We start from the raw sequence: 22,009 nt of genomic DNA, 5'->3' as shown, positions 1-22,009 counted from the left end.
GCCTCGATCAGGCGGACCAGCCGGTCCTCGTAGCCCACTCCTCGGCGGGTAGGTAGATCAGATCGCAGACCGGGTCCTTCAGATCGGCATAGTCGCCGACACCGTCGAACGGCAACGACGCTGCTCTGCGCTTGAACTCGCCGTACGCCGCGGCTGTGTCGGGGTGAGCCCGTAGATAGTCGCGGAACAGCAGCGCGTACCGCTGGTTGGCGCGGCCGTCCACACGGATGTGCAGGTTCACCCGGCGCCGGTACATGGGCTCGACCACGATCCGCTTCACCCACTGGCCTTCGTCGCCGGGCAGACCCGGCACCGGGTGGTCGCGACGTGGCGGGCGTAGCTCCCAGTCGGCTGCCACCAGCAACTGCGCTGCCTCATCCAGGTCGGGCTCGGTGGCCACCGTCGCCTGGATGTCGAGGATGTCCTTGGCCGGAAGCCCCGGCACGGAGGTCGAGCCGATGTGGTCCACGCGGACCGCAGTACTGCCGAGGATCCCGTGGACGGTCTCAGCGGTCTTCTCGTACTGCGCCGGCCAGGTCTCGTCCGGCCGGACGATCACGATCGAGCTCATGGACAGATCATCCCAGCGCCGGACACTGCAGGGACAGGGCTTTCGCTGTGGGGTTAGACGGGCCTGACCCGGAAGGAGCCGGTCGTGAGCAGTTCTGCGGCGGCGTACGCGGCCTTCCGGATGCCCTTGCGCTCGTCGAAGAAGCCGCCGACCACACCGACGGCTGGGAGCTTGCCGATGATCCTGGCGCCGATACTGCCGCGTGGACGGTCCTCGAACACGTCACCGAGTCCGCCCAGCAGCTTGCTGATCCGCCAGACCAACCTGATGCCCTTGCGCAGCCCTGCTTCCTCGGACTGGTCACCGAAGCCCAGTTGCCTTGCTACGTCCTGACCGGCAGCAGTGGGGTCGTCGTACTCGAGTACTGCGTCCGGCGTGATCGGGCGATCGGTCAGAACCCTGGCGATCACGGCAGTCCGATCGGCATGCGCCTCGACGCCGTACTCGCGGCAGACCGCACCGATCACCATTGCCTGTACTGCGGCGCCCAGGGTGTCCTTGATCGGCAGGGTGTCGGCCGCGGCGCCACTGAGCCGGGGGAGTCCGGCGACGACCGCCGCGAACCCGCCGAGCCGCTCGACCCACCAGTCGCAGCGCTCGGCCAGCGGCAGCGTCGGCCACTCGGCATGCCCGGGCACCTTCATCTTCAGCAGCCGGTCGATCGCGAGGATCAGGCCCTTCTCGGCGAGATTGGGTTGCTCCTGGGCGGAGTACTCGGTCAGGATGCTGCGGATACCGAAGGGGTCCGGGGTCCGCAGTGCGTCCAGCACCGAGTCGATGCCGAACTCGACCCGGCTCAGGGCCAGGACCACGGCGGAATCGGGGACGTCCGGGCGCTCTGTCACGCCCGCAAGGGTAGGGACCCGGCGGGGCAGAACGGTTGTTCCGGCAGCTTCCGGCGTGTCAGTTGCGGTTCGAACACGTGTTCGGGTTATTTTGTCTCGTACTAGTTCGTCGGAACGGCCGAGTTGTCCACAGATTTCAAGTGGCACCGAAAACTGTCCGACGTAACCAATACCGTCTCTGGCGACAAAGAATTTCCTCCGGGCGGCTGGGACAGCGGCCCCGATTACTAGATGGGTTAGGTGGCAGTCAGATGGCTGGTGCAGCGGCGAGTGCGGCGGCGGAGCAGCGCAAGGCCGGAGATCGTGAGAAGGCGCTGGCGACCGCGCTGACGCAGATCGAGCGGCAGTGCGGCAAGGGCTCGGTGATGCGGCTGGGCGAGCAGGGCCGCGCCCCGATCGAGGTCATTCCGACCGGGTCGATCGCGCTCGACATCGCCCTCGGGATCGGCGGTCTGCCCCGCGGCCGGGTGGTGGAGATCTACGGCCCGGAGTCCTCGGGTAAGACGACGGTGGCCCTGCACGCGGTCGCCAACGCGCAGCGCGCCGGCGGCATCGCGGCGTTCATCGACGCGGAGCACGCCCTCGACCCCGACTACGCCCAGAAGCTCGGCGTCGACACCGACGCGCTGCTGGTCTCGCAGCCCGACTCCGGTGAGCAGGCGCTGGAGATCGCCGACATGCTGATCCGCTCCGGCGCGATCGACATCGTCGTGATCGACTCGGTCGCCGCGCTGGTGCCCCGGGCCGAGATCGAGGGCGAGATGGGTGACAGCCACGTCGGTCTGCAGGCCCGGCTGATGAGCCAGGCGCTGCGCAAGATGACCGGTGCGGTCAGCGGTACCAACACGACCGCGATCTTCATCAACCAGCTGCGCGAGAAGATCGGCGTCATGTTCGGCTCCCCGGAGACCACCACCGGTGGTAAGGCGCTGAAGTTCTACGCCTCCGTCCGGCTGGACGTCCGCCGGATCGAGTCCCTCAAGGACGGCACCGACTTCGTCGGCAACCGGACCAGGGTCAAGGTCGTGAAGAACAAGGTGGCCCCGCCGTTCAAGCAGGCCGAGTTCGACATCATCTACGGCCAGGGCATCAGCCGTGAGGGCAGCCTGCTCGACCTCGGCGTGGAGCAAGGCTTCGTCCGCAAGGCCGGTGCCTGGTTCACCTACGAGAGCGACCAGCTCGGCCAGGGCCGGGAGAACGCGCGAAACTTCCTGCGCGACAACCCCGATCTTGCCAACGAGCTGGAGAAGAAGATCAAGGAGAAGATGGGCATCGGGGCGACCCTGGACAAGCCGGTCGACGCCACGGCGCCGGTCGAGGTCGATGTCGACTTCTGACCACACCCCGTCTTCCGGCACCAACCGTCAGGGCAGCTCCAAGAAGTCGCTACCGGAGCTGCCCGACGGAGTCCGCCGGGGACTCTCGGGAATCACCCCGCCCCCCAAACCGGCGGGCCCCGACCCGGACGCGGAACGCCCACCCGTCCAGCCCCTCCCATGGTTCCGAGACGGCTCTCCCGCGGCCACCCCTGACACCCGCGCCAACCGTTCCGCCCGGACGGGCAACCGCTCGGCCAGGTCCGCCGATCGCTCGGCTAAGTCCGGCAAGTCCGCCGACCGCTCGGCCAGGCCGGACAGCGGAGCTGCGGCCTCCACAGGCTCCGCCGCGCGATCCCTGAGATCGACCACCAGCCCTACTGAGCCGGCTACAGACGACGCCGAATCCGGCACGCGCTCCAGCTCCACACGCGGACGCTCCGGCCGCACTGGCGCAACGAGCGAACGCTCCGGCGACCGCCTCGGCAAGGCTGGGAATCGCTCTAGCAGCCGCAGCGGCAGATCAAGCCGCCTGGGATCGTCCGAACCCGCCGAGTTCGACCCTTGGTCGAGCACCGCGGGAGAACGCTCCGGCGGCCCCGACTGGTTCGACGTACCCGCGGACGACCCCGACGCTCAAGACCAGATAGCAGGCATTCGCGTTTCCAAGCGCCGCACAAGCGCCGCAACCTCCCACCCTGACGCCTCCACCTCACCCACCACCGACTCGATCTGGGGCGATGACCCTTCGCTCTCGCCTGCCACGGATTCGAGCCGCAGCACGCCCACGTCGGCAAACGCCGATGCGATCTGGGGCAACGACGACGGTTCGACCTCACCAACCGCCGAGTCAGGCGGCCCTTCATCGACTTCTGCCGAGATCGGATCGGTCTGGGGCGACAACGCCTCGACGTCCCCTGCCGATTCGAGCCGCCTCACTCCGACCTCGCCCAGTGCTGACTCGATCTGGGGCGAGGACGGTTCGGCCTCACCACCCGCCGGTTCAAGCCGTCCTTCTTCGGCTTCCGCCGAGATTGATTCGGTCTGGGGCGAGGACGCCTCGACTTCCCCGGCCGATGCGAGCCGGCCCACCTCGGCCTCATCCAGCGCCGACTCGGTCTGGGGCGACGACGACGCGGCCCCGCCCGTCAATTCGAGCCGCCTTACGTCGACCTCACCGACGGCCGACTCGATATGGGGTGACGACGGTGCGACCTCACCAACCGCCGGTTCAAGCCGTCCTTCTTCGGATTCGGCCGAGGTTGGTTCGGTCTGGGGTGACGATGCCTCGACTTCCCCGGCCGATGCGAGCCGACGTACCTCAACCCCGCCCGCCTCGAGCTGGGGTGATGAGACCTCGACCTCAGCTGTGGGCTCGACCCGCGGGGCTTCCGCGTCGGCTGGGGCCGGTTCGGTGCCCAGCAACGACGAAGTTGCGTCGTCTGTTGGGCGTTCGAGTCGTGCCTCGGCATCGGTGGATGCTGTTGATTCGGTCCTGAGCGACGGGGCGCCGATTGCGTCTGCTGACGGTGACGAGGACGGTACGACGGCTATAGGAGGCGACGGGTCGGCTGGTCATGGGTCGGCGTCGGATGAGGCACCGGCAAGCGGCGGTCGCGACGGGGTGTCGGATGGAGCTGGCGGGGCCGGGGGTTCCGCGGGGCGTTCTGGGCGGCGGCCGGGGATGCGGCGGACTCGGAGGTTTGGGGCGGGACCGGCTCGGCCGGCTGATCCTGAGCTGGATCCCGTGGGAGATCCGCATGCGGTGGCGCGGACGATTTTGCTGGACAAGTTGACTGGGCAGCCGCGAACGCGGGCGGAGTTGGCTGATGTGTTGGCTGAGCGGGAGATTCCTGACGAGGTGGCCGACGAGGTGCTCGATCGGTTCACGGAGGTCGGGCTGATCGACGACGCCGCCTTCGCGAACGCATGGGTCGAGTCACGACACCGGGGCCGCGGACTGGGCAAACGCGCTCTTGCCCAGGAACTCCGCCGCCGTGGCGTGGACGATGAGCTGGCCCGGGATGCCCTGGACGAGCTCGATCCCGACCAGGAGGAAGCGACTGCGCGGGAACTGGTCCGCAAGAAACTCCGTTCGATGCGCTCGCTCGACCGCCAGGTAGCCATGCGACGCCTCCTGGGTCTGCTGGCTCGCAAGGGATATCCGGGCTCGCTGGCAATGACCGTCATCAAGCAGGAACTAGCCGCCAGCGACGAAGAGCTCCCCCTCCTCAACGACTCCGGCCTAGAAGCCGACTGACCCGCGCCCCACCACGTCGCACACCCGACTGGGTCAGCACCCACGACATCGCACCCGACTGAGTCGCCACCGACGACGTCGCACCTGGCTGAGTCGGCACCCACGACGTCGCACTCGACTGAGTCGGCACCCACCGCGTGGTATGTCCGGCTGAGTCGCCATCCACACCTCGTGCGCGTGGCTGAGGCGGCATCCACGACGTCGCACCTGGCTGAGTCGGCACCCACCACGTGGTGCGCCCGACTGAGTCGCTACCCACACCTCGTGCGCGTGGCTGAGGCGGCATCCACGACGTCGCACCCGGCTGAGTCGGCACCCACCACGTGGTACGGCCGACTGAGTCGCCACCGCCACCTCGTGCACGCGGCTGAGCCGCCATCCATCACCTGGCCCCCGGCGACCCAAACGATCCGCCACTAGGCCACTCCGCCACGGGGCAGTCGCGCAACTCCGGCACCGGGGGAGGGTCGGGCAGTTGGGTGCATTGGTCGGGTGGGGTCGGTTAGCTCGGGGTGCTCGGACGGGGGTGCGGAGCTCGGTTTGGGTTGGTTGGGTGGGGGGCGGCCGGCTCGGGTGGATTGGTCGAGCGGGGTCAGTTAGCCGGGGGCGCTTGGGCGAGGCCGCGTGGTTCGGTCTGGGTTGGTTGGGGGTGAGGCCGGCCAGCAGGGGTGTTCGAGCGGCGGCCGCGCAGTTCGTCGTCTGGGCTTGTCGGGTCGGGGGAGCGGCGTGGACCGGGGTGAGTGGGCGGGTGTTGGGCGGGCTGATTGGGCGTTGGGGGTGGGGTGTTTTGTGGGGGTGGGTGGGGGATCGGCGGGGGCGTGTGCGGCGAGGGACGTTGACGGGTGGGGGCGGACGGTGTCTGATCCGGAGTGTGGGCTGGTGTTTGTGACCGGTCCGTAGGCTGAGATTTTCGTCCGATCCGCCCCTGACACCTCTCGGAGGGTGCACATGAACGATTTCCAGGAACAGGCGAAGAACTGGCTCCGGAATGTCGTCAAGCAAGACCCGGACAAGATCAAGGCGGGCGTCGAGAAGGCCGGCGACCTGATCGACAAGCAGACCGGCGGGAAGTACGCCGAGAAGATCGACTCCGTGCAGGAGAAGGTCGGTCAGTACGTCGATTCGCAGGCCGCCAAAGAGCCCGGTGCTCCTGGTACCTCCGACAGCACCGCACCGGAACCGACCGACAGCACCCCCACAGATACGACTCAGACGCCGGGTACAACTGACGACTCGGCTGGGACGGCCGGCGCGGACGGTGCCGGGAGCGGCGATTCCGCAGCGGAATCGGCTAACGCCGGCGCGGCCACAGACTCGACCGACACCGCTGCCGGTGGGGCGGACGCGGGCGACGTGAGTGGAGGCGCGGGCGGGGACGCGGGGCTTGGGGAGACGGCGCAGGCTAATGACACCGGTGGGAGTGACGAGGCTGAGCAGGGTGATGGTGCGCCTGAGGGGGAGAGCCAGGGCGAGGCGCCTGCGGAGGCTGATGGGCGTGTGGTTGGGGGAGAAGTGCCTGATGTAGCTGAGCAGCCGAGTAGTTCGGCGGGGTCGAATGCCGAAGGTGCGCGGCCCGGGGCCACTGCGACCGGAGTGGCCGCGGACGAGACTGAAAGCTCGGAAGGCGGCCTTCCGGGTCCCCGCTCCTAGTCGGTCAGAACAATCAGCTAGAACTAGCCAGCCCAGGCCCCGCGGCCAGTCGCAAATCGCGCACCGCGGGGCCGAGCTGTTTGCGTCCAATGACAGGACCGTGGTGCTGGCGGGCCGGGGGGGTGCGGGGCGGGACCGTGGTGCTGGCGGGCCGGGGGGGTGCGGGGCGGGACCTTCGTGTTGGCGGGGTGGGGGAGTTGAGGGGCGGGATGGTGGTGCTGGTGGGGTGGGGAGTTGGGGGCGGAGAGTGATGGGGGGATGACTGGGGTGGGGTGGTGGGGCAGACCGTGATGTGGGGGGTGGGTGTTTGTCTTGACCCTGTGGATAGCCGCGCTTAGCCTCGGGATCAGTAAGGGATCACTCCACCTGACGGTGGCGGGTATAGGACCGGCGGGCCGGTTGATCACCGGCTGACCTGCCGGACGATGAACGCGAGACCAACGCTCGACCGAGCTGGAAGACGGACGACCGCGACCCGATCGCGGCTGGAATAGGACGAAACCGCCTCGGCGGACAGGTGCGGCCACCACAGGCTGGGCCGGGTCACCGGGAAGGGGACGTCGTAGCGGCAGGAAACCCGTCATGGCTGACGGCCCGGCCGGAACGGATGGCACCGTCGACGACGGGGTCGCCGGACCGCTCGGCCGATGCCGGCGGACCGGGCACCGCCTCGACCAGGGTGGTGCGTTTCGCCGTACCGTTGTCCGACCGTTAGTGGACCATCCCTTCGTCGCAGCCAAAGTCACGCCGAGCGTGACTCCGAAGAGGGGAGACGCCGATGTCACTCGCGGCCATGCCGGTGGCGGCATCAGTCGGGCTCGTGCTGATCGGCATGCTGATCGTGGGTCTCCTCGCGTGGATCGGCTTCACGTTGTCGCGCCGCAAGGAGGCCGATGCGTCCGCCGCCGTCCAAGCGGCCGAGGCGACCGCGAAGCTGGAGGCCGCGACCATCACCGCCGGCGCCAAGGCGTCGGCCGAGCTGGTCCGGCGGCAGGCCGAGGAGGAAGCCGCGGTACTGCGGGTCCGGGCCGAGGCCGCTGAGCAGCGGGCCGAAGAGATCCGCCGTGGCGCCGAGGACCGCGCGTCCGAAGTACGGCGGGAAGCCGAGCAGCGGGCGTCGGACGTACGCCGGGAGGCTGAGCTCGAGGCCCAGTCGATCCGCGATGATCTGCGCGAGCAGCGACTCGAGATGGAGCGGCGCGAACACCGGTTGACCGAGCGCGAGGAACGCCTCGACGAGCAGCACCGGTCGATCGAGGAGCGCCAGAACGAGTTGACCGTCCAGCTCACGGAGCTCGACCAGCGCAAACAAGAGATCCGCGACCTCGAGGACGAGCGCCGCCGGATCCTCGAAGGCGTCGCGAATCTGACCACCGAGCAGGCGAAGGCCGAACTGGTGGCCGCGATCGAGGCCGAGGCGAAACGGCACGCGCACACGATCGTCCGCGACATCGAACGGCAGGCGCAGGACGAGGGCGAGATCAAGGCGCGCAAGATCATCACCGGCGCGGTCCAGCGGCTGGCCTCCGAGCAGACCAGCGAGTCCGTCGTCTCCGTGGTGCACCTGCCCAGTGACGACATGAAGGGCCGGATCATCGGTCGCGAGGGCCGCAACATCCGGTCGTTCGAGCAGACCACCGGCGTGAACCTGATCATCGACGACACCCCCGAGGCGGTATTGTTGTCCTGCTTCGATCCGGTACGCCGGGAAACCGCGCGGCTGACCCTGGATTCGCTGGTGCTCGACGGCCGGATCCACCCGAGCCGGATCGAGGAGATCTACGAGCGCAGCAAGGGCGAGGTGGCCGAGTTGTGCGAGCGCGCCGCCGAGGACGCCATGGCCGAGGTGGGGATCACCGATCTGCACCCGGAGCTGATCAGGACGATGGGGCTGCTGCGCTACCGCACGTCGTACGGGCAGAACGTGCTCAAGCACCTCATCGAGTCGGCGCACATCGCCGGGATGATGGCGGCCGAGCTCGGGCTGGATGCCAAGCGGTGCAAGCGGGGTGCGTTCCTGCACGACATCGGCAAGGCGCTCACGCACGAGTCGGAGGGCAGTCACGCGATCGTCGGTGCGGAGCTGGCGCGCAAGTACGGCGAGGACGACGACGTCGTGCACTGCATCGAAGCTCACCACAACGAGGTCGAGGTGCGGACCGTCGAAGCTGTGCTGACGCAGGCCGCCGACGCCGTGAGCGGTGGACGGCCGGGGGCTCGGCGCGAGTCGCTCGAGGCGTACGTCCAGCGGCTCGAGCGGCTGGAGGAGATCGCGATGCACCACGACGGCGTCGAGAAGGTGTTCGCGATGCAGGCAGGCCGGGAGATCCGCGTGATGGTCCTGCCGGACGCCGTCGACGACATCGCCGCCCAGGTGATGGCGCGCGACATCGCCAAGCAGGTCGAGGAGGAACTCACCTACCCCGGCCAGATCCGCGTCACCGTCGTCCGCGAATCCCGCGCCACCGAGGTCGCGAAGTAGCCGGAGCGGGTACGACGTCCGTCGTGCCGGCGACCCGCCTCAGCCAGTACGACGTACGTCGTACCAGCGACCCGCCTCAGCCAGTACGTCGGACGGGCAACTCCTCCCGAGTCAGCGAGGTTCGGCGTACTTCGTGCGCCACTGCGGCGCCTCGAAGGGTGAGCCGTAGATGCGGGTCTCGCGGGCGATCCGGCCGTCGGAGAACTCGACGATGTTGGCGACGTAGTACACGTCGCCGCCGTAGTCCGACCGGCCCAGTACGACGAAGTGGTCGCCCGCGCCGACGATGCGCTGGATCTCGATCGCCGGCGGGTTCGGGTACTCCTGCTGCATCGACCGCATCGTGTCCCGCCCGACGATCCGTTCGCCGGACTGTGGCAACTCCAGCACGTACCCCTCGGTGCGCAACTCGTGCTCGGCCTCGGCGGACAGCGCGAGCTGCCCGTCCATCGGCCACAACCGCTCCAGCAGTTCTCGATTGCGATCGGTCATCCCCGCCACCCCTTTCGGCATCGTTGCCGATCCTCAGTGTGCGCCGCATTCGTTCAGCCAGGCTTAACGCCGGTCAGGAACCGATTGAGGTCCAGAAGGCGCACTGGTGTTCCTGGGCCAGGTCGGCCGACGTGATTCTGGGAGCGGCGAGTGACTGGACGTGCTCCTTGTCCCGGAACGGCTGCCACTGCGGTTGACCCGGACCGTTCGGGTTTCCGGTGCGTGCGAACTGCGTCCAGTAGCGCATCATCGTCGTGGAGAGCTGCTTCTGCGCCGGTGTGCTCGGGCCCGGCAGTTGCTCGTCGTTGAAGAGGTACTGCAGTTCGGCGCCGTGGAACGCGCCGGTCGGGAAGTTGGGCTTCGGGAGCGTGGCGAACCAAGGAGCGGTCTCGTCGGCGAACTCGTAGGCATAAAGCGGTGTCTGCTTGGCGAGTGCGCGATCTCGATCGAGCACCGGGCAGCCCCACGCCCAATCGGTGACGACGGTCGACAGGGCCTCACCGGCGGAATGGAACCGACCGACGGGGTAGCGGGCGAGGACCCGGTCAGCGTCTGCCGGCTTGAACAGCGTGTGTACTTCTTCGCGATAGCTGGCCGGAGTCGTCACCTGCTTGGTCGCTGTTTCGATCGCCGCGGTGAACAAGCGATGCTCGTCCCGCGTGGTCCCCTGAATGACCGGTACGTGGTTGTAGCGGCCGGTTGCGAAGGCGCGATCCGGGCTGAGCGGCAGCACGCCGCCGCCGACGGTGGGTCCTGAACCGACCCCGTCGTCGGACCACTTGGCCAGTTCCTCGGTCGATTTGCCCCGCAGGCAAGCGGCAACGGCTGCCGAAGCGGCTGCAGCCGCAGCGGGCTTGGAGCAACCGAGCTTGGCGGCGACCTCCAGGCCGTGCTGCTCGCGCTCGGGCCGTGGCAGCGGGAACCAGGTCGGCGGTCCAGGCGACCAGTTCCGCCCAGTGCATTCAGCGCTCTGCAGGATCGCCTTCTGGAACAGGCCTGCGGACCCCGGCGCGGCCAGATGGGAACACGCGCTGGTGCCTCCGGCGGATTCGCCGAAGATCGTCACATTGCCCGGATCACCGCCGAACGCCGCTGCGTTGCGCTGGACCCATCGCAACGCTGCCTGCTGGTCCTCAAGACCGAAGTTCCCCGAGAGTTGCCGCGCTTGGCCGTGGTCCAGCGCTGGGTGGGCGAGGAAGCCGAAGATGCCCAGTCGGTAGTTGGGGCTGACCACGATGACCTGCCCGCTGTTCGCCAACTGCTGCGCGTCGTACAGGCTGCCGGCTCCGTTGATGAAGCCGTTGCCGTGGATCCACACCATGACCGGCAGTTTGGGTGGGCTGCTGTGGCGTGGCGTGGCGACGTTGAGATAGAGACAGTCCTCGGTGTTACTGGCCTCGTCGATCAGCCCGGCGTTCTGGGCGCAGCGATTCCCGGGCTTGGTGGCGTCCCGGATGCCACGCCAGGACGCGGCCCGTTGCGGCGAGGCCCAGCGAAGCTTGCCGACCGGCGGCGCGGCATAGGGAATGCCTTGGAAGAGCCGGGCATCCGCGGTGAGCTTGCCGCGCACCGCGCCGGTGTCCGTCGAGACCACGGTGTCCGGCGGAGTTTCCGTCGTACTGCGGCTGTTCGTCCCGCCGACTCGGAGTGCTGCTCCTCCGCAGGCCGCCGCCGAGGCCGAGACCAAAGCCGCAAGGAGCAGCACTCCGAGTCGGCGGGGAAGGCGGTGCCGCGTTCTGTCGCGGTGATTCTGCTGTCGCATGGGAGTGCTCGCATCCTCGGTCGTCGCATTCGTGTGTGGGTCACACTAATATAAAGTGTAAGGTACACACGAAGTCAACCGCCGAGTTCGCGAGGGGTGATGAGCGTGATGCTGTCGACCGACGATGCGCACCTGCCGCCGGGGCTCGTGCTGGCGTGGGGCCTGCCGGCCAAGTCGAACAAGCTGGGCCGGAAGCCGACCCAGAGCGTCGAGCAGATCGTCGAGGCGGCGCTGGAGCTGGCCGATGCCGACGGGTTCGCCGCCTTGTCGATGCCCAAGATCGCCCAGAAGCTCGGGCTGACCGCCAACGCGATCTACCGGTACGTCAGATCACGCGACGAGTTGCTGGTCCTCCTCGCTGACGCGGCATGGGGCCCGGCGCCCGACGTCGACGCGAAAGACTGGCGATCCGCGGCGACCGCCTGGACGCAGGCGATGGTGGATCGGTGCGACGTCCACCCGTGGCTCTGCGATCTCCCCATCCGGGGAGCGCCCATGACGCCGAACCTGCTCGGCTGGGCAGAGGCGATCCTCAAGGTGCTGACCGGTGCCAGGCTGAGTCCCAGCGAAAGCCTGTCGTGCGCGTTGCTGCTGGACGGTTATGCCCGGCGGATTGCCAGTGCGCGCCGCGACGTACGTGACAGCGCCACGACCGACGTCCAGCCGGCGGCTGTGGCGCGATTCCTCCAGCCGCGGCTGAACGAACTCGGCTACTCGACCCTGGCTGCGCTGATGGCCGGCGGCCAGTACTCCGACGAGATCCACGAGGCCGACGTGAGCTTCGGCCTCGACCGGATCCTGGACGGCATCGACGTGCTGATCGCGCAGAAGGCTTAGCTGGTACTACGCCTGCTCGGGGGAGTGGCCGGGTTGGTACTCGACCGGGGTGACGTCGATCTGTTCCTCGATGACGTACTCGTGCGGAGTCGTGTCGTACTGCTCCTCGATCCCCGGCTTGATCAGCGTGATCTCTTCCTGCTCCCGCTGGTTCGCCACCCGGTAGGAGAACCAGAGCCCGGCGGCCCCGCCCAGCATGATGACGATGCCGACCACGGTCAGGTCCACCGGGCCGGAGCCGTCCCGGACAGCGAAGGCGAGGATCGCACCGGCCGCCATCAGCAGGATCCCGACGTTGATTCGCATCTCTGCTCCCTACCCCGGCAGGGCGGCACCGATCACAAGTGACTAAGTGTTGATCCTCACTAACTCTCAGTACCCAATCAAACGCTTGTCATGCGCAATCGTCTGCTCAGGCGATGGCCGCCGGGGCGGCGGTGAACGTGTTGCAGGACGCCGGACTGGCAGAGCTCAGGCCCCGCCGGGACCAGCGGCTGTGACTGGTCTTGTTGCCGTGCGAGCGTTCCGGGTTCCATTCGTCGCCGCGATGCGCGACCGTCCAGAGCCATTTCTTCAGCCAGGCGCCGGTGGCCGGGAAGTACCGGCGGTCGGCGCCGAGGTAGACGCCACTGAAACAGGAGGCCTGCAGTTCCAGCCGCCTGCTCTCGGTCAGTCTCGCGTCGGTGCCGTTGGCATAGTTCGCCCGCGTGTCCGACGCGGCCATGATCCCGGTCAGCCGCTGGATGTGGTGGCCGTACTCGTGCGCGATCAGGAACGCCATCGTCGTCCGCGTCCAGAGCCGGTCGTAGCGACGCTGGTTCGTCAGGTCGAAGTCCGCCCGCATCGAGATGACGCCGTTGCAGTAGGCACCTGAGTCGCTGATGGCGCACTGCGTCCGGACCTGGCCGGGAGCCAGCACCTCCAGCCGGGGCGACCAGAACGTGAAGCCGGCCTTGCGGATGACGGGTGCCCAGGCCCGATCCAGGCACCGGATGGACTCGGTGTAGTAGGCCTTGACCTGAGCGACCGAAGTAGGTCTCGCGGCCGGCTCCTTGCAATGCGACGCCGGCAGCTGACCGACTCGGTAGAGCGCGTTCTGCATCACCGCCCGGTTCGAGGCGGCAAGCGGCTGTTCAGCCGGAGTCGTGGTAGTGGTGGCTCCAGGACTGACCGCCGCTGAGGGAGTGGCGGCAGGGGTGGGCGTAGCTCTCACCGCGGTCCACGTCGCGTTGGTCGTTCCAGTACGTCGGAGCGCCACCGCGCCACCGCCCACGAGGAGGGCCAGAACAGCGCCTACCCCGAGCAACTTCGTCCCCAACCGTTCGGTCACGCGCAGAACCTACCCCGCCAGGGGTGCCCGGATGAGGTCGAGAAGGCGATCGAGGTGGCGCCACTGCTCCGCACCCCACAGCTCCAGTCCCTCGCGAGCGTCGGCGGCCGCCGCAGCACTCAGTTCACGGTCGGCCAGCACGACCACGCGTGCGGTGAAATCGTTCAACGCCCGCCTCAGCAGGAAGAACGCGAACAACTCCAGTCGCAGAGGCCGGATCGGATAAACCTCGAGCACCGTCAGCAGCGCGCTGGCGTCCATCGGCTGTACGCCGTGCAGCAGCAAGGACAGGTCGTACTCCGGCGGCGCGAGCAGCATGTCGTCCCAGTCGAGCACGCTGAGCTGTCCATCGCCGTCGGCCAGCATGTTGTTGCCGTAGAGGTCGGTGTGGCTCACCACGACCCGACTCGGGACGGCACGCGCTACAGCCTGCAACTCGTCCAGCCGATCCAGCTGAGCTGCCAACTCGGTCTCGTACGGCCGGAGCACCTCGCTGCCGTAGTACGGGCGGAGTTGCTCGCGCGTTCTCACCTCGAACTCCTCGCGGAACGGCAACTCGAGCGGGATCGAATGCAGCTGCCCGACGGTCCTGCCGATCTCCGTCAGCACAGCGGGCGGCCAGACCGGCCAATCCGGCAGGATCTCGCCGGCGAGGAACGGGAACAACGCGATCACTCCCGCCGGGACCTCTACCCACAGTTCATCTGTCTTCGTCGCCAACGGATAGGGCACCCGCAGCCCATGAGCGTGCAGCGCTTGCACAAAAGGCAAGCGCTCCAAAGCGCCGGTCGCTCGCCCGCGATCAGGCCAGAGCTTGAGGAAGTACTGCGAACCGTCGGCCCACAGCGAATAGCCCGCCGTGGCCCAACCGACCGGGACGTACTCCAGCGACGAGACCGTGAGCCCGTAGTACTGGAGGACGGCGTCGGTCAGCGTGCTCCGGTCGACCGGCGGTTCGACGAGCACGGCGTCAGCGGAAGGCGGCCTGGCCGGTCAGGGCCTGGCCGATCACGAGTTGGTGGACCTCGGAGGTGCCTTCGTAGGTGAGGACGGATTCGAGGTTGTTCGCGTGCCGCATGATCGGGTACTCGCCGCTGATGCCGTTGGCGGCGAGGATCGTGCGGCACTCGCGCGCGATGGCGATCGCCTCGCGGACGTTGTTGAGCTTGCCGACGCTGACCTGCTCCGGTCGCAGCGAGCCCTTCTCCTTCAGCCGGCCGAGGTGGACCGCGAGCAGGATGCCCTTGTTCAGCTCGACGCTCATGTCGGCGAACTTCGCCTGGGTCAGCTGGTACGCCGACAGCGGCTTGTCGAACACCTGCCGCTCGGCCGCATAGTCCAGCGCCGTCTCCAGGCAGTCCCGCGCGGCACCCATCGCGCCGAAGATGATCCCGAACCGGGCCTCGTTCAGGCAGCCGAGTGGGCCCGACAACCCGCGCGCTTCCGGCAACATCGCGGACGCCGGCAGCCGCACGTCCGCCAGCACCAACTCGGACGTCACCGAAGCCCGCAGCGACATCTTCCGGGTGATCTCCGGCGCCGAGAACCCATCCGTGTCAGTCGGTACGACGAATCCGCGCACCCCGTCCTCGGCGCGCGCCCACACCACCGCGACGTCGGCCACCGAGCCGTTGGTGATCCACATCTTCGAGCCGTTCAGCACCCAGTCGTCCCCGTCGCGCCGGGCATTGGTCCGCATCCCCGCCGGGTTCGACCCGAAGTCCGGCTCGGTCAGCCCGAAGCAGCCGATCGCCTCGCCGGCCGCCATCCGCGGCAGCCACTCGCTCTTCTGCTCCTCGCTGCCGTACTTCCAGATCGCGTACATCGCGAGCGACCCCTGCACCGACACCAGCGACCGCATCCCCGAATCGGCCGCCTCGATCTCCAGGCAGGCGAGCCCATAGGCGACCGGTCCGACACCGGCACACCCGTACCCCGTCAGGTGCATCCCGAGAAACCCGAGCGACCCGAGCTCCTTGGCCAGCTCGCGCGCCGGAATCGTCGCGGACTCGAACCACTCGGGCAGTTGCGGCCGTAACCGTTCGTCGGCGAACCTGCGCGCGGTGGCCCGGATGTCGAGCTCTTCGGAGGTCAGCAGCGAGTCGACGTCGACGAGGTCCAGGGAAACGGTCATGACGTCACGCTAGCCGCATCCGGCCGGGCCGTGCTTTCAGATATCCACAAGCCTGTGTGGCACTGCTCACCGCTACTTGCGGTACCAGGGCCACCACCAGCGCCGCTTGCGGGGATGCCGTACGACGATGCTGCCGTGGCGGGCCTCGCCGGTCACCCGAAGCCGGACGCCCCCGGGCGCCGGCGCACCAGCCTTGTTCGAGGCAGTGCCGTGCACCATGTCGATCTCGTCCATGGTGATGCTCCAGCCCGGCGGCACGATCATCACCACCGAGCTGTGCTTGATCCGCGCGTCCACGTGAATCTCGCGCCAACGGACCACCGCGTCGGTGAAGTCCAGCCGGATCGAGGAGTGTTCGCCGACCGCGACCACCCGCTCGGGCACCTGCCATGCGCCCTCGCGCTTCTGCGCGCTGTGCTTCCCGCGGATCACCAACTCGGCCGAGTTGCTGCCGTGCGGGAGCGGGACCAGGTCGGCCGTCGCCGTCCGCAGCTCCAACTGGGTCTTGGCGGAGTAGATCTGGGTCAGCCGCTCGTCCAGCTCCTCGAAATCGAGCCGGCCGTCGCTGTGCGCTTCCTGCACCACCGAGGCGGCCCGTTCGCGATCGTGGTCAGAGGCCCGGTGCTCGGGCGGCGGCTGCTCCAAACTCATGGGAGCAAAGGTAGCGCCGCCAGCAGGCAGTCGCAGTACGGCGAATCGCCGCGACCACCGGTGACCTGGGACAATGGCCGACGTGAATCCGCGTACCGTCGTCATCCTCGGCTCGACCGGCTCGGTCGGGACCCAGGCACTCGAGCTGATCGGCCGCAACCGCGAGAGATTCCGGGTGCTGGCCATCTCGGCGGGCGGTGACAACGTCGGGTTGCTCGCGCGGCAGGCGCTGGAGTTCGAGGTCGAGGTGGTCGGCGTCGCGAAGGCGACGGTCGCACAGGACCTCCAACTGGCCTTCTACGCCGAGGCGCAGCGCCGCGGTTACGCGCAGGGCGAGTTCCGGATTCCCAAGATCGTCACGGGGCCGGACGCCTCCACCGAGCTCGCCGGGATGGCATGCGACGTCGTACTGAACGGCATCACCGGCTCGGTCGGGCTACGGCCGACACTGGCCGCCCTGGACGCCGGTACGACGCTGGCGCTCGCCAACAAGGAGTCGCTGGTCATCGGCGGCCCGCTGGTGGTCAAGCGGGTCAAGCCGGGCCAGATCGTGCCGGTCGACTCCGAGCACAGCGCGATCGCCCAGTGCCTGCGCAGCGGCACAGCTGACGAGGTACGCCGGTTGCTGGTGACCGCGAGCGGTGGGCCGTTCCGCGGCCGGTCGCGGGCCGAGATGGCCGACGTCACACCCGAGCAGGCGCTCAACCACCCGACCTGGGACATGGGGCCGGTGATCACCATCAACTCGGCCAACCTGGTCAACAAGGGCCTGGAAGTGATCGAGGCCCACCTGCTCTACGGACTGCCGATGGACCGGATCGACGTGGTGGTGCACCCGCAGTCGATCGTGCACTCGATGGTCGAGTTCATCGACGGCTCGACCGTGGTCCAGGCCTCACCGCCCGATATGCGGTTGCCGATCGCGCTCGCTCTCGGCTGGCCCGACCGGATTCCGGACGCGGCGCCGTCCTGCGACTGGACCACGGCGGCCAGCTGGGAGTTCGAGCCGCTCGACGACGAGGCGTTCCCGGCCGTGCAGTTGGCGCGGGAGGCGGGGGAGCGCGGCGGCACGGCGCCCGCAGTACTGAATGCTGCCAACGAAGTCTGTGTGGAGGCGTTCCGCGAGGGGCGGCTGCCGTTCCTGGGGATCGTCGACACCGTGGCCCGGATTGTGACCGAACACGACGTACCCTCGTACGAGGAACTATCCATCGACGACGTGCTCGCCGCGGACACCTGGGCGCGGACCAGGGCCCGTGAACTGACCGCCGCCACCGACCAGCGCCAGGAGATCACACAGGCATGAGCGCACTCCTCACCCTCATCGGGATCGTGCTGTTCGTCGTCGGCATCCTGGCGTCGGTCGCCCTGCACGAGATGGGCCACATGCTGCCCGCGAAGGCGTTCGGCATGAAGGTGACCCAGTTCTTCGTCGGCTTCGGCCGGACGGTCTGGTCCACCAAGCGCGGCGAGACGGAGTACGGCTTCAAGCTGATCCCGGCCGGTGGGTACGTCCGCATCATCGGCATGATGCCGCCGAGCAAACACGGACAGGACCCCGCTGAGCCATTACGGGTGCGCAAGGCGAACACCGGCCCCATCCAGTCGATGGTGGAGAACGCGCGCTCCGCGGAGTACGAGACGATCGCCCCCGAGGACGACGGCCGGCTGTTCTACCAGAAGGTGTGGTGGAAGAAGCTGATCGTGATGGCCTCGGGTCCGCTGGTGAACGTGCTGATCGCGTTCTTCCTGTTCGCCGGGCTGTTCATGTTCTACGGCGCCAATGTCGCGCAGACCACGGTCTCCACCGTGACCGATTGTGTGGTCCCGGCCTCGCAGGCCTCGGCTGATCGCAAGTGTCAGCCGGGCGACAAGGTGTCGCCGGCCAAGGCCGCCGGGTTCCAGGTCGGCGACAGGATCGTGTCGTTCAACGGCACGGCGATCAAGAGCTGGGACGACCTGACCCCGCTGATCCGGGCGAACACCGACAAGCCGGCCACGATCGTTGTCGAGCGCAACGGTCAGCAGACCACGCTGCGGACCAGCACGATCCTCAACCAGGTGGTCGACAAGGCCGGCTCCGACAAGATCGTCTCGGTCGGCTTCCTCGGGGTGTCTCCCGAGATGAAGGTGGAGCGGCAGAACTTCGGTTTCGTCGTCGACAAGATGGGCGAGCTGAGCGTCGCGACCGTGAAGGCCCTCGGGCACTTCCCGTCCAAGCTGGTCGGTGTCGCGAAGTCGATCGTCGGCGGTGACCGCGACGCCGACAGCCCGATGAGCGTCGTCGGTGCGAGCCGGGTCGCCGGCGAGGTGGCCTCGAACAACCAGCTGACCGGTGGCGAGCGGATCGCCTTCCTGGTCTCGCTGCTCGCCTCGCTGAACCTCTTCCTCGCCCTGTTCAACTTCATCCCGCTGCTGCCCCTGGACGGCGGCCACATGGTCGGCGCCATCTGGGAGGGCATCCGGCGCGGGTTCGCCAAGCTGTTCCACCGGCCCGACCCCGGGTACGTCGACGTCGCCAAGCTGCTGCCGATCGCCTACGTCGCGGCCAGCTTCATCGTGGTGATGGGCGTGCTGCTCGTCATCGCCGACATCGTCAACCCGATCAAGCTGTTCAACGGATGATCCCGCAACTGACAATTTCTCAACGGACAAAGGACAAATGAGTATCTCCCTGGGCATGCCCGCGCTGCCGCCGCCCACCCTCGCCCCGCGCCGCAAGACCCGCCAGATCAAGGTCGGCAAGGTGCTGGTCGGTGGCGACGCGCCGGTGTCGGTGCAGTCGATGACGACGACGCTCACCTCGGACGTCAACACCACGCTGCAGCAGATCGCCGAGCTGACCGCGGCCGGTTGCGACATCGTCCGGGTGGCCTGCCCGTCGCAGGACGACGCCGACGCGCTGCCGGAGATCGCTCGGCACTCGCAGATCCCGGTGATCGCGGACATCCACTTCCAGCCCAAGTACGTGTTCGCGGCGATCGAGGCCGGCTGTGCCGCCGTCCGGGTGAACCCGGGCAACATCCGCAAGTTCGACGACCAGGTGAAACAGATCGCGGCCGCCGCGAAGGACCACGGCACCTCGATCCGGATCGGCGTCAACGCCGGGTCGCTCGACCCGCGGCTGCTGCAGAAGTACGGCCGGGCGACGCCCGAGGCGCTGGTCGAGTCGGCCGTCTGGGAGGCGTCGCTGTTCGAGGAGCACGACTTCCACGACTTCAAGATCTCGGTCAAGCACAACGACCCGGTCGTGATGGTGCGCGCCTACGAATTGCTCTCCGAGGCGGGGGACTGGCCGCTGCACCTCGGCGTGACCGAAGCGGGTCCGGCATTCCAGGGCACGATCAAATCGGCGGTGGCCTTCGGTGCGCTGCTGTCGAAGGGGATCGGCGACACCATCCGCGTCTCGCTGTCCGCGCCGCCGGTCGAGGAGGTCAAGGTCGGCCTGCAGATCCTGCAGTCGCTGAACCTGCGCGAGCGCAAACTCGAGATCGTCTCCTGCCCGTCCTGCGGGCGCGCCCAGGTCGACGTCTACACCCTCGCCGAGCAGGTCACCGCCGGCCTGGAGGGGATGGAGGTCCCGCTCCGCGTCGCCGTCATGGGCTGCGTCGTGAACGGCCCCGGCGAAGCCCGCGAGGCCGACCTCGGTGTTGCCTCCGGCAACGGCAAGGGCCAGATCTTCGTCAAGGGCGAGGTGATCAAGACCGTCCCCGAGTCGAAGATCGTCGAGACCCTGATCGAAGAGGCGCTGCGCATCGCCGAGGAGATGGGTGAGTCCGCGACCACCGGCGAGCCCACTGTCACGGTCAGCTAGTCCGCGAGTGACTCACTACCTGGTGGTCAGCGCGATCGCGGGAGAAGCGAAGTACGTGCCGGAAGGGATTCCGGTCGTACTGACGGGTGTCGGGAAGACCGCGGCCGCGGTGGCGACAGCGAAAGCTCTGGCCGCCAGGGACACCACCGATCTCGTCGTGTTGAACATCGGTACGACGGGAGCGCTGCGCGACGGGCTGTCAGGCCTCTATCTCCCCAGCGAGGTGGTCAACCACGACATCAACGCCGAAGCGGTGCGCGCCATCGGGCTCGATCCGCAGGAGTCGTTGAAGATCGAGGGTGGCGACGGGACGGTGCTCGCCTCGGGCGACGTGTTCGTGACCGACCCCGCGGTACGGGAACGGTTGGCTGAGCGGGCGCAGTTGGTCGACATGGAGGGCTACGGCGTCGCGTTCGCCTGCCGCGAGTACGGCGTACCGGTGCGCCTGGTGAAGCATGTGTCGGACACTGCCGACGAAGCCGCGATGGATTGGCCGGCGTTGGTCGACGCCAGTGCCAAGGTGCTAGGCGACTGGGTCCGAGCTCAGGTGGGCGAGGACCTGGGTCTCGCGCGGTAGCCAGCGCTGCACGCCGATGCCGCTCTCGGCGACCGCGCGATTAGCGGCGAGACCATCCGCGACGCTGATCCACTCAGGCGTCAGCTCCAGTTCTCTCTCGTAGCCCTCCAGTTCCTGCGCGGCGCCCGCAACGCCCGCCGAGCAGTAGAAGTAGTGCGAGGTCATCTTGAAGACCTCGTACTCCGGTTCAGCCGCCCGCAGATACTCCACGGTCAGCCCGAGTGCCAGCCCGACCTCCACTTCGCGCAGCCCGCACTCCTCGACGAATTCACGCTGCAGCGCGGAGGTCATCGTCTCGCCGCTCTCCACCCCGCCGCCCGGGAACTTGTAGTCGCCGTGCCGCGAGCGCAGCAGCAGCAACTGCGAGCCACGGAAGAGCACGCCGCGCACCGCGACCCGTTCGAGCGTGGGCGCGGTCAGATCGAGGCCGGAGTCGTGGACGAACTTCCCGAGATACATGCCCGCTATTCTGGCTTGACCTTGACCCCAAGGGCAGGGTTTAGCGTCGGTGTCGAGGAGGCGGGATGCACATCAGCGATCTGGCGGCCGAGGCCGGCGTGACGGTCAAGGCGGTTCGGTACTACGAATCGCAGGGGCTGCTCAAGCCCGGCCGCGAACCCAACGGGTACCGGACCTACCGTGCCGAGGACGTCGCGGTGGTCCGTGAGGTCAAGGCGTTGCTGTCGCTCGGGCTGACCGCGGAACAGACCTACCCGTTCATCGAGTGCCTGCGGGCCGGGAACGACCGGGCGGACGTCTGCCCCGCGTCGCTGACGGCGTACCGGACCCGGATCGCCGAGGTGGACCGGCGGATCGCCGAACTGACCGAGCTGCGGGCCAGGCTGACCGACCTCCTTGCCGATGCCGAGAGCTGGAGGACAAGGACACCATGACAGATCTGCAAATAGTCGACACCACGAACTTCGACCAGGTGGTGCTGGCGGGAGACAAGCCGGTACTGGTCGACTTCTGGGCCCAGTGGTGCCCGCCCTGCCACCAGATCGTGCCGATCCTGGCTCAGATCGCGGTCGAGCGGAAGGACCAGCTCACGGTGGTGAAGCTGAACTCCGACGAGAACCCGGAGATCTCCTCGAGGTACCGCGTGATGGCGCTGCCGACGCTGATGCTGTTCCACCGCGGCGAGCTGATCTGGTCGGTCGTCGGTGCCCGCCCGAAGGCCAAACTCCTGAAGGAACTCGACGACGCCCTCCTCGCCGCCGTCTGAAGCTGCCGCCTGAGGCTGCCGTCCGAGGCTGCCGTCCGACCCAGTGAAGGCGTGACACCAGAC

At 68.1% G+C, this 22,009-nt stretch carries 22 protein-coding genes; 11 read left to right on the top strand and 11 right to left on the bottom strand.

Annotated elements, in window-relative coordinates:
- Window positions 1-7 precede the first annotated feature (7 nt).
- Window positions 8-571, bottom strand: a complete 564-nt coding sequence (locus EV138_RS01740; RefSeq protein ID WP_133976712.1) for a GrpB family protein — start codon at window positions 569-571, stop codon at window positions 8-10.
- Between the two features lie 53 nt (window positions 572-624).
- Window positions 625-1,416 (bottom strand): hypothetical protein, encoded by a 792-nt coding sequence (locus tag EV138_RS01735; protein WP_133976711.1) that lies wholly within the window; start codon window positions 1,414-1,416, stop codon window positions 625-627.
- Between the two features lie 251 nt (window positions 1,417-1,667).
- Between EV138_RS01735 and recA the strand changes: the two genes are divergently transcribed.
- Complete coding sequence (recA, locus tag EV138_RS01730) at window positions 1,668-2,753, top strand: recombinase RecA (RefSeq protein WP_133976710.1); 1,086 nt, start codon at window positions 1,668-1,670, stop codon at window positions 2,751-2,753.
- Between the two features lie 615 nt (window positions 2,754-3,368).
- Here the strand turns inward: recA and EV138_RS01725 are convergent.
- The gene (locus tag EV138_RS01725) at window positions 3,369-4,157 is read right to left on the bottom strand and encodes a hypothetical protein (protein WP_133976709.1); all 789 of its coding nucleotides are present in this window, start codon (window positions 4,155-4,157) and stop codon (window positions 3,369-3,371) included.
- A gap of 340 nt (window positions 4,158-4,497) precedes the next feature.
- Here EV138_RS01725 and EV138_RS01720 point away from each other — a divergent pair, with 340 nt between their 5' ends.
- From EV138_RS01720 to rny, 3 genes are all read left to right on the top strand, one after another.
- Window positions 4,498-4,992 (top strand): regulatory protein RecX, encoded by a 495-nt coding sequence (locus EV138_RS01720; RefSeq protein ID WP_238157904.1) that lies wholly within the window; start codon window positions 4,498-4,500, stop codon window positions 4,990-4,992.
- 948 nt (window positions 4,993-5,940) lie between these two features.
- The gene (locus EV138_RS01715) at window positions 5,941-6,642 is read left to right on the top strand and encodes an antitoxin (RefSeq protein ID WP_133976708.1); all 702 of its coding nucleotides are present in this window, start codon (window positions 5,941-5,943) and stop codon (window positions 6,640-6,642) included.
- A gap of 778 nt (window positions 6,643-7,420) precedes the next feature.
- Window positions 7,421-9,124 carry a ribonuclease Y gene (rny, locus tag EV138_RS01710; RefSeq protein ID WP_133976707.1) on the top strand — a complete coding sequence of 568 codons (1,704 nt, stop codon included), beginning with the start codon at window positions 7,421-7,423 and terminating at the stop codon, window positions 9,122-9,124.
- Window positions 9,125-9,235: 111 nt separating this feature from the next.
- On the opposite strand, the gene EV138_RS01705 is transcribed toward rny, so the two are convergent.
- Together EV138_RS01705 and EV138_RS01700 are read right to left on the bottom strand one after the other, a co-directional pair.
- Window positions 9,236-9,616, bottom strand: a complete 381-nt coding sequence (locus tag EV138_RS01705) for a nuclear transport factor 2 family protein (protein WP_133976706.1) — start codon at window positions 9,614-9,616, stop codon at window positions 9,236-9,238.
- A 73-nt stretch (window positions 9,617-9,689) separates the two neighbouring features.
- Complete coding sequence (locus EV138_RS01700; RefSeq protein WP_133976705.1) at window positions 9,690-11,378, bottom strand: carboxylesterase/lipase family protein; 1,689 nt, start codon at window positions 11,376-11,378, stop codon at window positions 9,690-9,692.
- A 99-nt stretch (window positions 11,379-11,477) separates the two neighbouring features.
- Here EV138_RS01700 and EV138_RS01695 point away from each other — a divergent pair, with 99 nt between their 5' ends.
- A complete protein-coding gene (locus tag EV138_RS01695) occupies window positions 11,478-12,215 on the top strand; it encodes a TetR/AcrR family transcriptional regulator (protein ID WP_238157903.1) in 738 nt (245 codons plus the stop codon).
- Window positions 12,216-12,221: 6 nt separating this feature from the next.
- Here the strand turns inward: EV138_RS01695 and EV138_RS01690 are convergent, their stop codons facing one another.
- The 5 genes from EV138_RS01690 to EV138_RS01670 form a co-directional block, all read right to left on the bottom strand.
- Window positions 12,222-12,521 (bottom strand): DUF6458 family protein, encoded by a 300-nt coding sequence (locus EV138_RS01690; protein ID WP_202866592.1) that lies wholly within the window; start codon window positions 12,519-12,521, stop codon window positions 12,222-12,224.
- 106 nt (window positions 12,522-12,627) lie between these two features.
- Window positions 12,628-13,545 (bottom strand): neutral zinc metallopeptidase, encoded by a 918-nt coding sequence (locus EV138_RS01685; protein ID WP_133976704.1) that lies wholly within the window; start codon window positions 13,543-13,545, stop codon window positions 12,628-12,630.
- A gap of 9 nt (window positions 13,546-13,554) precedes the next feature.
- The gene (locus EV138_RS01680) at window positions 13,555-14,511 is read right to left on the bottom strand and encodes a phosphotransferase enzyme family protein (RefSeq protein ID WP_133976703.1); all 957 of its coding nucleotides are present in this window, start codon (window positions 14,509-14,511) and stop codon (window positions 13,555-13,557) included.
- A 4-nt stretch (window positions 14,512-14,515) separates the two neighbouring features.
- On the bottom strand, window positions 14,516-15,679 hold the full coding sequence (locus EV138_RS01675) for an acyl-CoA dehydrogenase family protein (protein ID WP_133976702.1): 1,164 nt from the start codon (window positions 15,677-15,679) through the stop codon (window positions 14,516-14,518).
- A gap of 72 nt (window positions 15,680-15,751) precedes the next feature.
- Window positions 15,752-16,330, bottom strand: coding sequence for a DUF1707 SHOCT-like domain-containing protein (locus EV138_RS01670; RefSeq protein WP_133976701.1), 579 nt, complete (start codon window positions 16,328-16,330; stop codon window positions 15,752-15,754).
- Between the two features lie 73 nt (window positions 16,331-16,403).
- On the opposite strand from EV138_RS01670, the gene dxr reads away from it, so the two are divergent.
- From dxr to EV138_RS01650, 4 genes are read left to right on the top strand one after another with little or no spacing between them, the layout of a single operon-like run.
- Window positions 16,404-17,636, top strand: coding sequence for a 1-deoxy-D-xylulose-5-phosphate reductoisomerase (gene dxr, locus EV138_RS01665; protein ID WP_202866591.1), 1,233 nt, complete (start codon window positions 16,404-16,406; stop codon window positions 17,634-17,636).
- On the top strand, window positions 17,633-18,955 hold the full coding sequence (locus tag EV138_RS01660; RefSeq protein ID WP_133976699.1) for a M50 family metallopeptidase: 1,323 nt from the start codon (window positions 17,633-17,635) through the stop codon (window positions 18,953-18,955). Before dxr ends, EV138_RS01660 begins: the two co-directional genes overlap by 4 nt.
- 37 nt (window positions 18,956-18,992) lie before the next feature.
- Window positions 18,993-20,144 (top strand): flavodoxin-dependent (E)-4-hydroxy-3-methylbut-2-enyl-diphosphate synthase, encoded by a 1,152-nt coding sequence (gene ispG, locus EV138_RS01655; RefSeq protein ID WP_133976698.1) that lies wholly within the window; start codon window positions 18,993-18,995, stop codon window positions 20,142-20,144.
- A gap of 7 nt (window positions 20,145-20,151) precedes the next feature.
- Window positions 20,152-20,721: a nucleosidase gene (locus EV138_RS01650; RefSeq protein ID WP_133976697.1), complete on the top strand. Its 570-nt coding sequence runs from the start codon at window positions 20,152-20,154 to the stop codon at window positions 20,719-20,721.
- Here EV138_RS01650 and EV138_RS01645 read toward each other — a convergent pair.
- Complete coding sequence (locus tag EV138_RS01645) at window positions 20,668-21,180, bottom strand: NUDIX domain-containing protein (protein WP_133976696.1); 513 nt, start codon at window positions 21,178-21,180, stop codon at window positions 20,668-20,670. The two genes, EV138_RS01650 and EV138_RS01645, sit on opposite strands and share 54 nt — an antisense overlap.
- A 65-nt stretch (window positions 21,181-21,245) precedes the next feature.
- Between EV138_RS01645 and EV138_RS01640 the strand changes: the two genes are divergently transcribed.
- On the top strand, window positions 21,246-21,614 hold the full coding sequence (locus EV138_RS01640; RefSeq protein WP_133976695.1) for a MerR family transcriptional regulator: 369 nt from the start codon (window positions 21,246-21,248) through the stop codon (window positions 21,612-21,614).
- Complete coding sequence (trxA, locus tag EV138_RS01635) at window positions 21,611-21,946, top strand: thioredoxin (RefSeq protein ID WP_112240731.1); 336 nt, start codon at window positions 21,611-21,613, stop codon at window positions 21,944-21,946. The genes EV138_RS01640 and trxA overlap by 4 nt, the downstream gene beginning before the upstream one ends.
- The last annotated feature ends 63 nt before the right edge of the window (window positions 21,947-22,009 follow it).

Origin of the sequence: Kribbella voronezhensis (assembly GCF_004365175.1) — a bacterium.
Taxonomy (GTDB): Bacteria; Actinomycetota; Actinomycetes; order Propionibacteriales; family Kribbellaceae; genus Kribbella; species Kribbella voronezhensis.
The sequence above is the reverse complement of the archived record's forward strand: the minus strand, read 5'-3'. Positions and strand labels throughout refer to the sequence as shown.

Coding starts and splice junctions, on each gene's coding strand:
- EV138_RS01740 (WP_133976712.1), bottom strand. CDS start 571: ATGAGCTCGATCGTGATCGTCCGGCCGGACGAGACCTGGCCGGCGCAG.
- recA (WP_133976710.1), top strand. CDS start 1,668: ATGGCTGGTGCAGCGGCGAGTGCGGCGGCGGAGCAGCGCAAGGCCGGA.
- EV138_RS01715 (WP_133976708.1), top strand. CDS start 5,941: ATGAACGATTTCCAGGAACAGGCGAAGAACTGGCTCCGGAATGTCGTC.
- rny (WP_133976707.1), top strand. CDS start 7,421: ATGTCACTCGCGGCCATGCCGGTGGCGGCATCAGTCGGGCTCGTGCTG.
- EV138_RS01705 (WP_133976706.1), bottom strand. CDS start 9,616: ATGACCGATCGCAATCGAGAACTGCTGGAGCGGTTGTGGCCGATGGAC.
- EV138_RS01700 (WP_133976705.1), bottom strand. CDS start 11,378: ATGCGACAGCAGAATCACCGCGACAGAACGCGGCACCGCCTTCCCCGC.
- EV138_RS01695 (WP_238157903.1), top strand. CDS start 11,478: ATGAGCGTGATGCTGTCGACCGACGATGCGCACCTGCCGCCGGGGCTC.
- EV138_RS01690 (WP_202866592.1), bottom strand. CDS start 12,521: ATGCGAATCAACGTCGGGATCCTGCTGATGGCGGCCGGTGCGATCCTC.
- EV138_RS01675 (WP_133976702.1), bottom strand. CDS start 15,679: ATGACCGTTTCCCTGGACCTCGTCGACGTCGACTCGCTGCTGACCTCC.
- EV138_RS01670 (WP_133976701.1), bottom strand. CDS start 16,330: ATGAGTTTGGAGCAGCCGCCGCCCGAGCACCGGGCCTCTGACCACGAT.
- dxr (WP_202866591.1), top strand. CDS start 16,404: ATGGCCGACGTGAATCCGCGTACCGTCGTCATCCTCGGCTCGACCGGC.
- EV138_RS01660 (WP_133976699.1), top strand. CDS start 17,633: ATGAGCGCACTCCTCACCCTCATCGGGATCGTGCTGTTCGTCGTCGGC.
- ispG (WP_133976698.1), top strand. CDS start 18,993: ATGAGTATCTCCCTGGGCATGCCCGCGCTGCCGCCGCCCACCCTCGCC.
- EV138_RS01645 (WP_133976696.1), bottom strand. CDS start 21,180: ATGTATCTCGGGAAGTTCGTCCACGACTCCGGCCTCGATCTGACCGCG.
- EV138_RS01640 (WP_133976695.1), top strand. CDS start 21,246: ATGCACATCAGCGATCTGGCGGCCGAGGCCGGCGTGACGGTCAAGGCG.
- trxA (WP_112240731.1), top strand. CDS start 21,611: ATGACAGATCTGCAAATAGTCGACACCACGAACTTCGACCAGGTGGTG.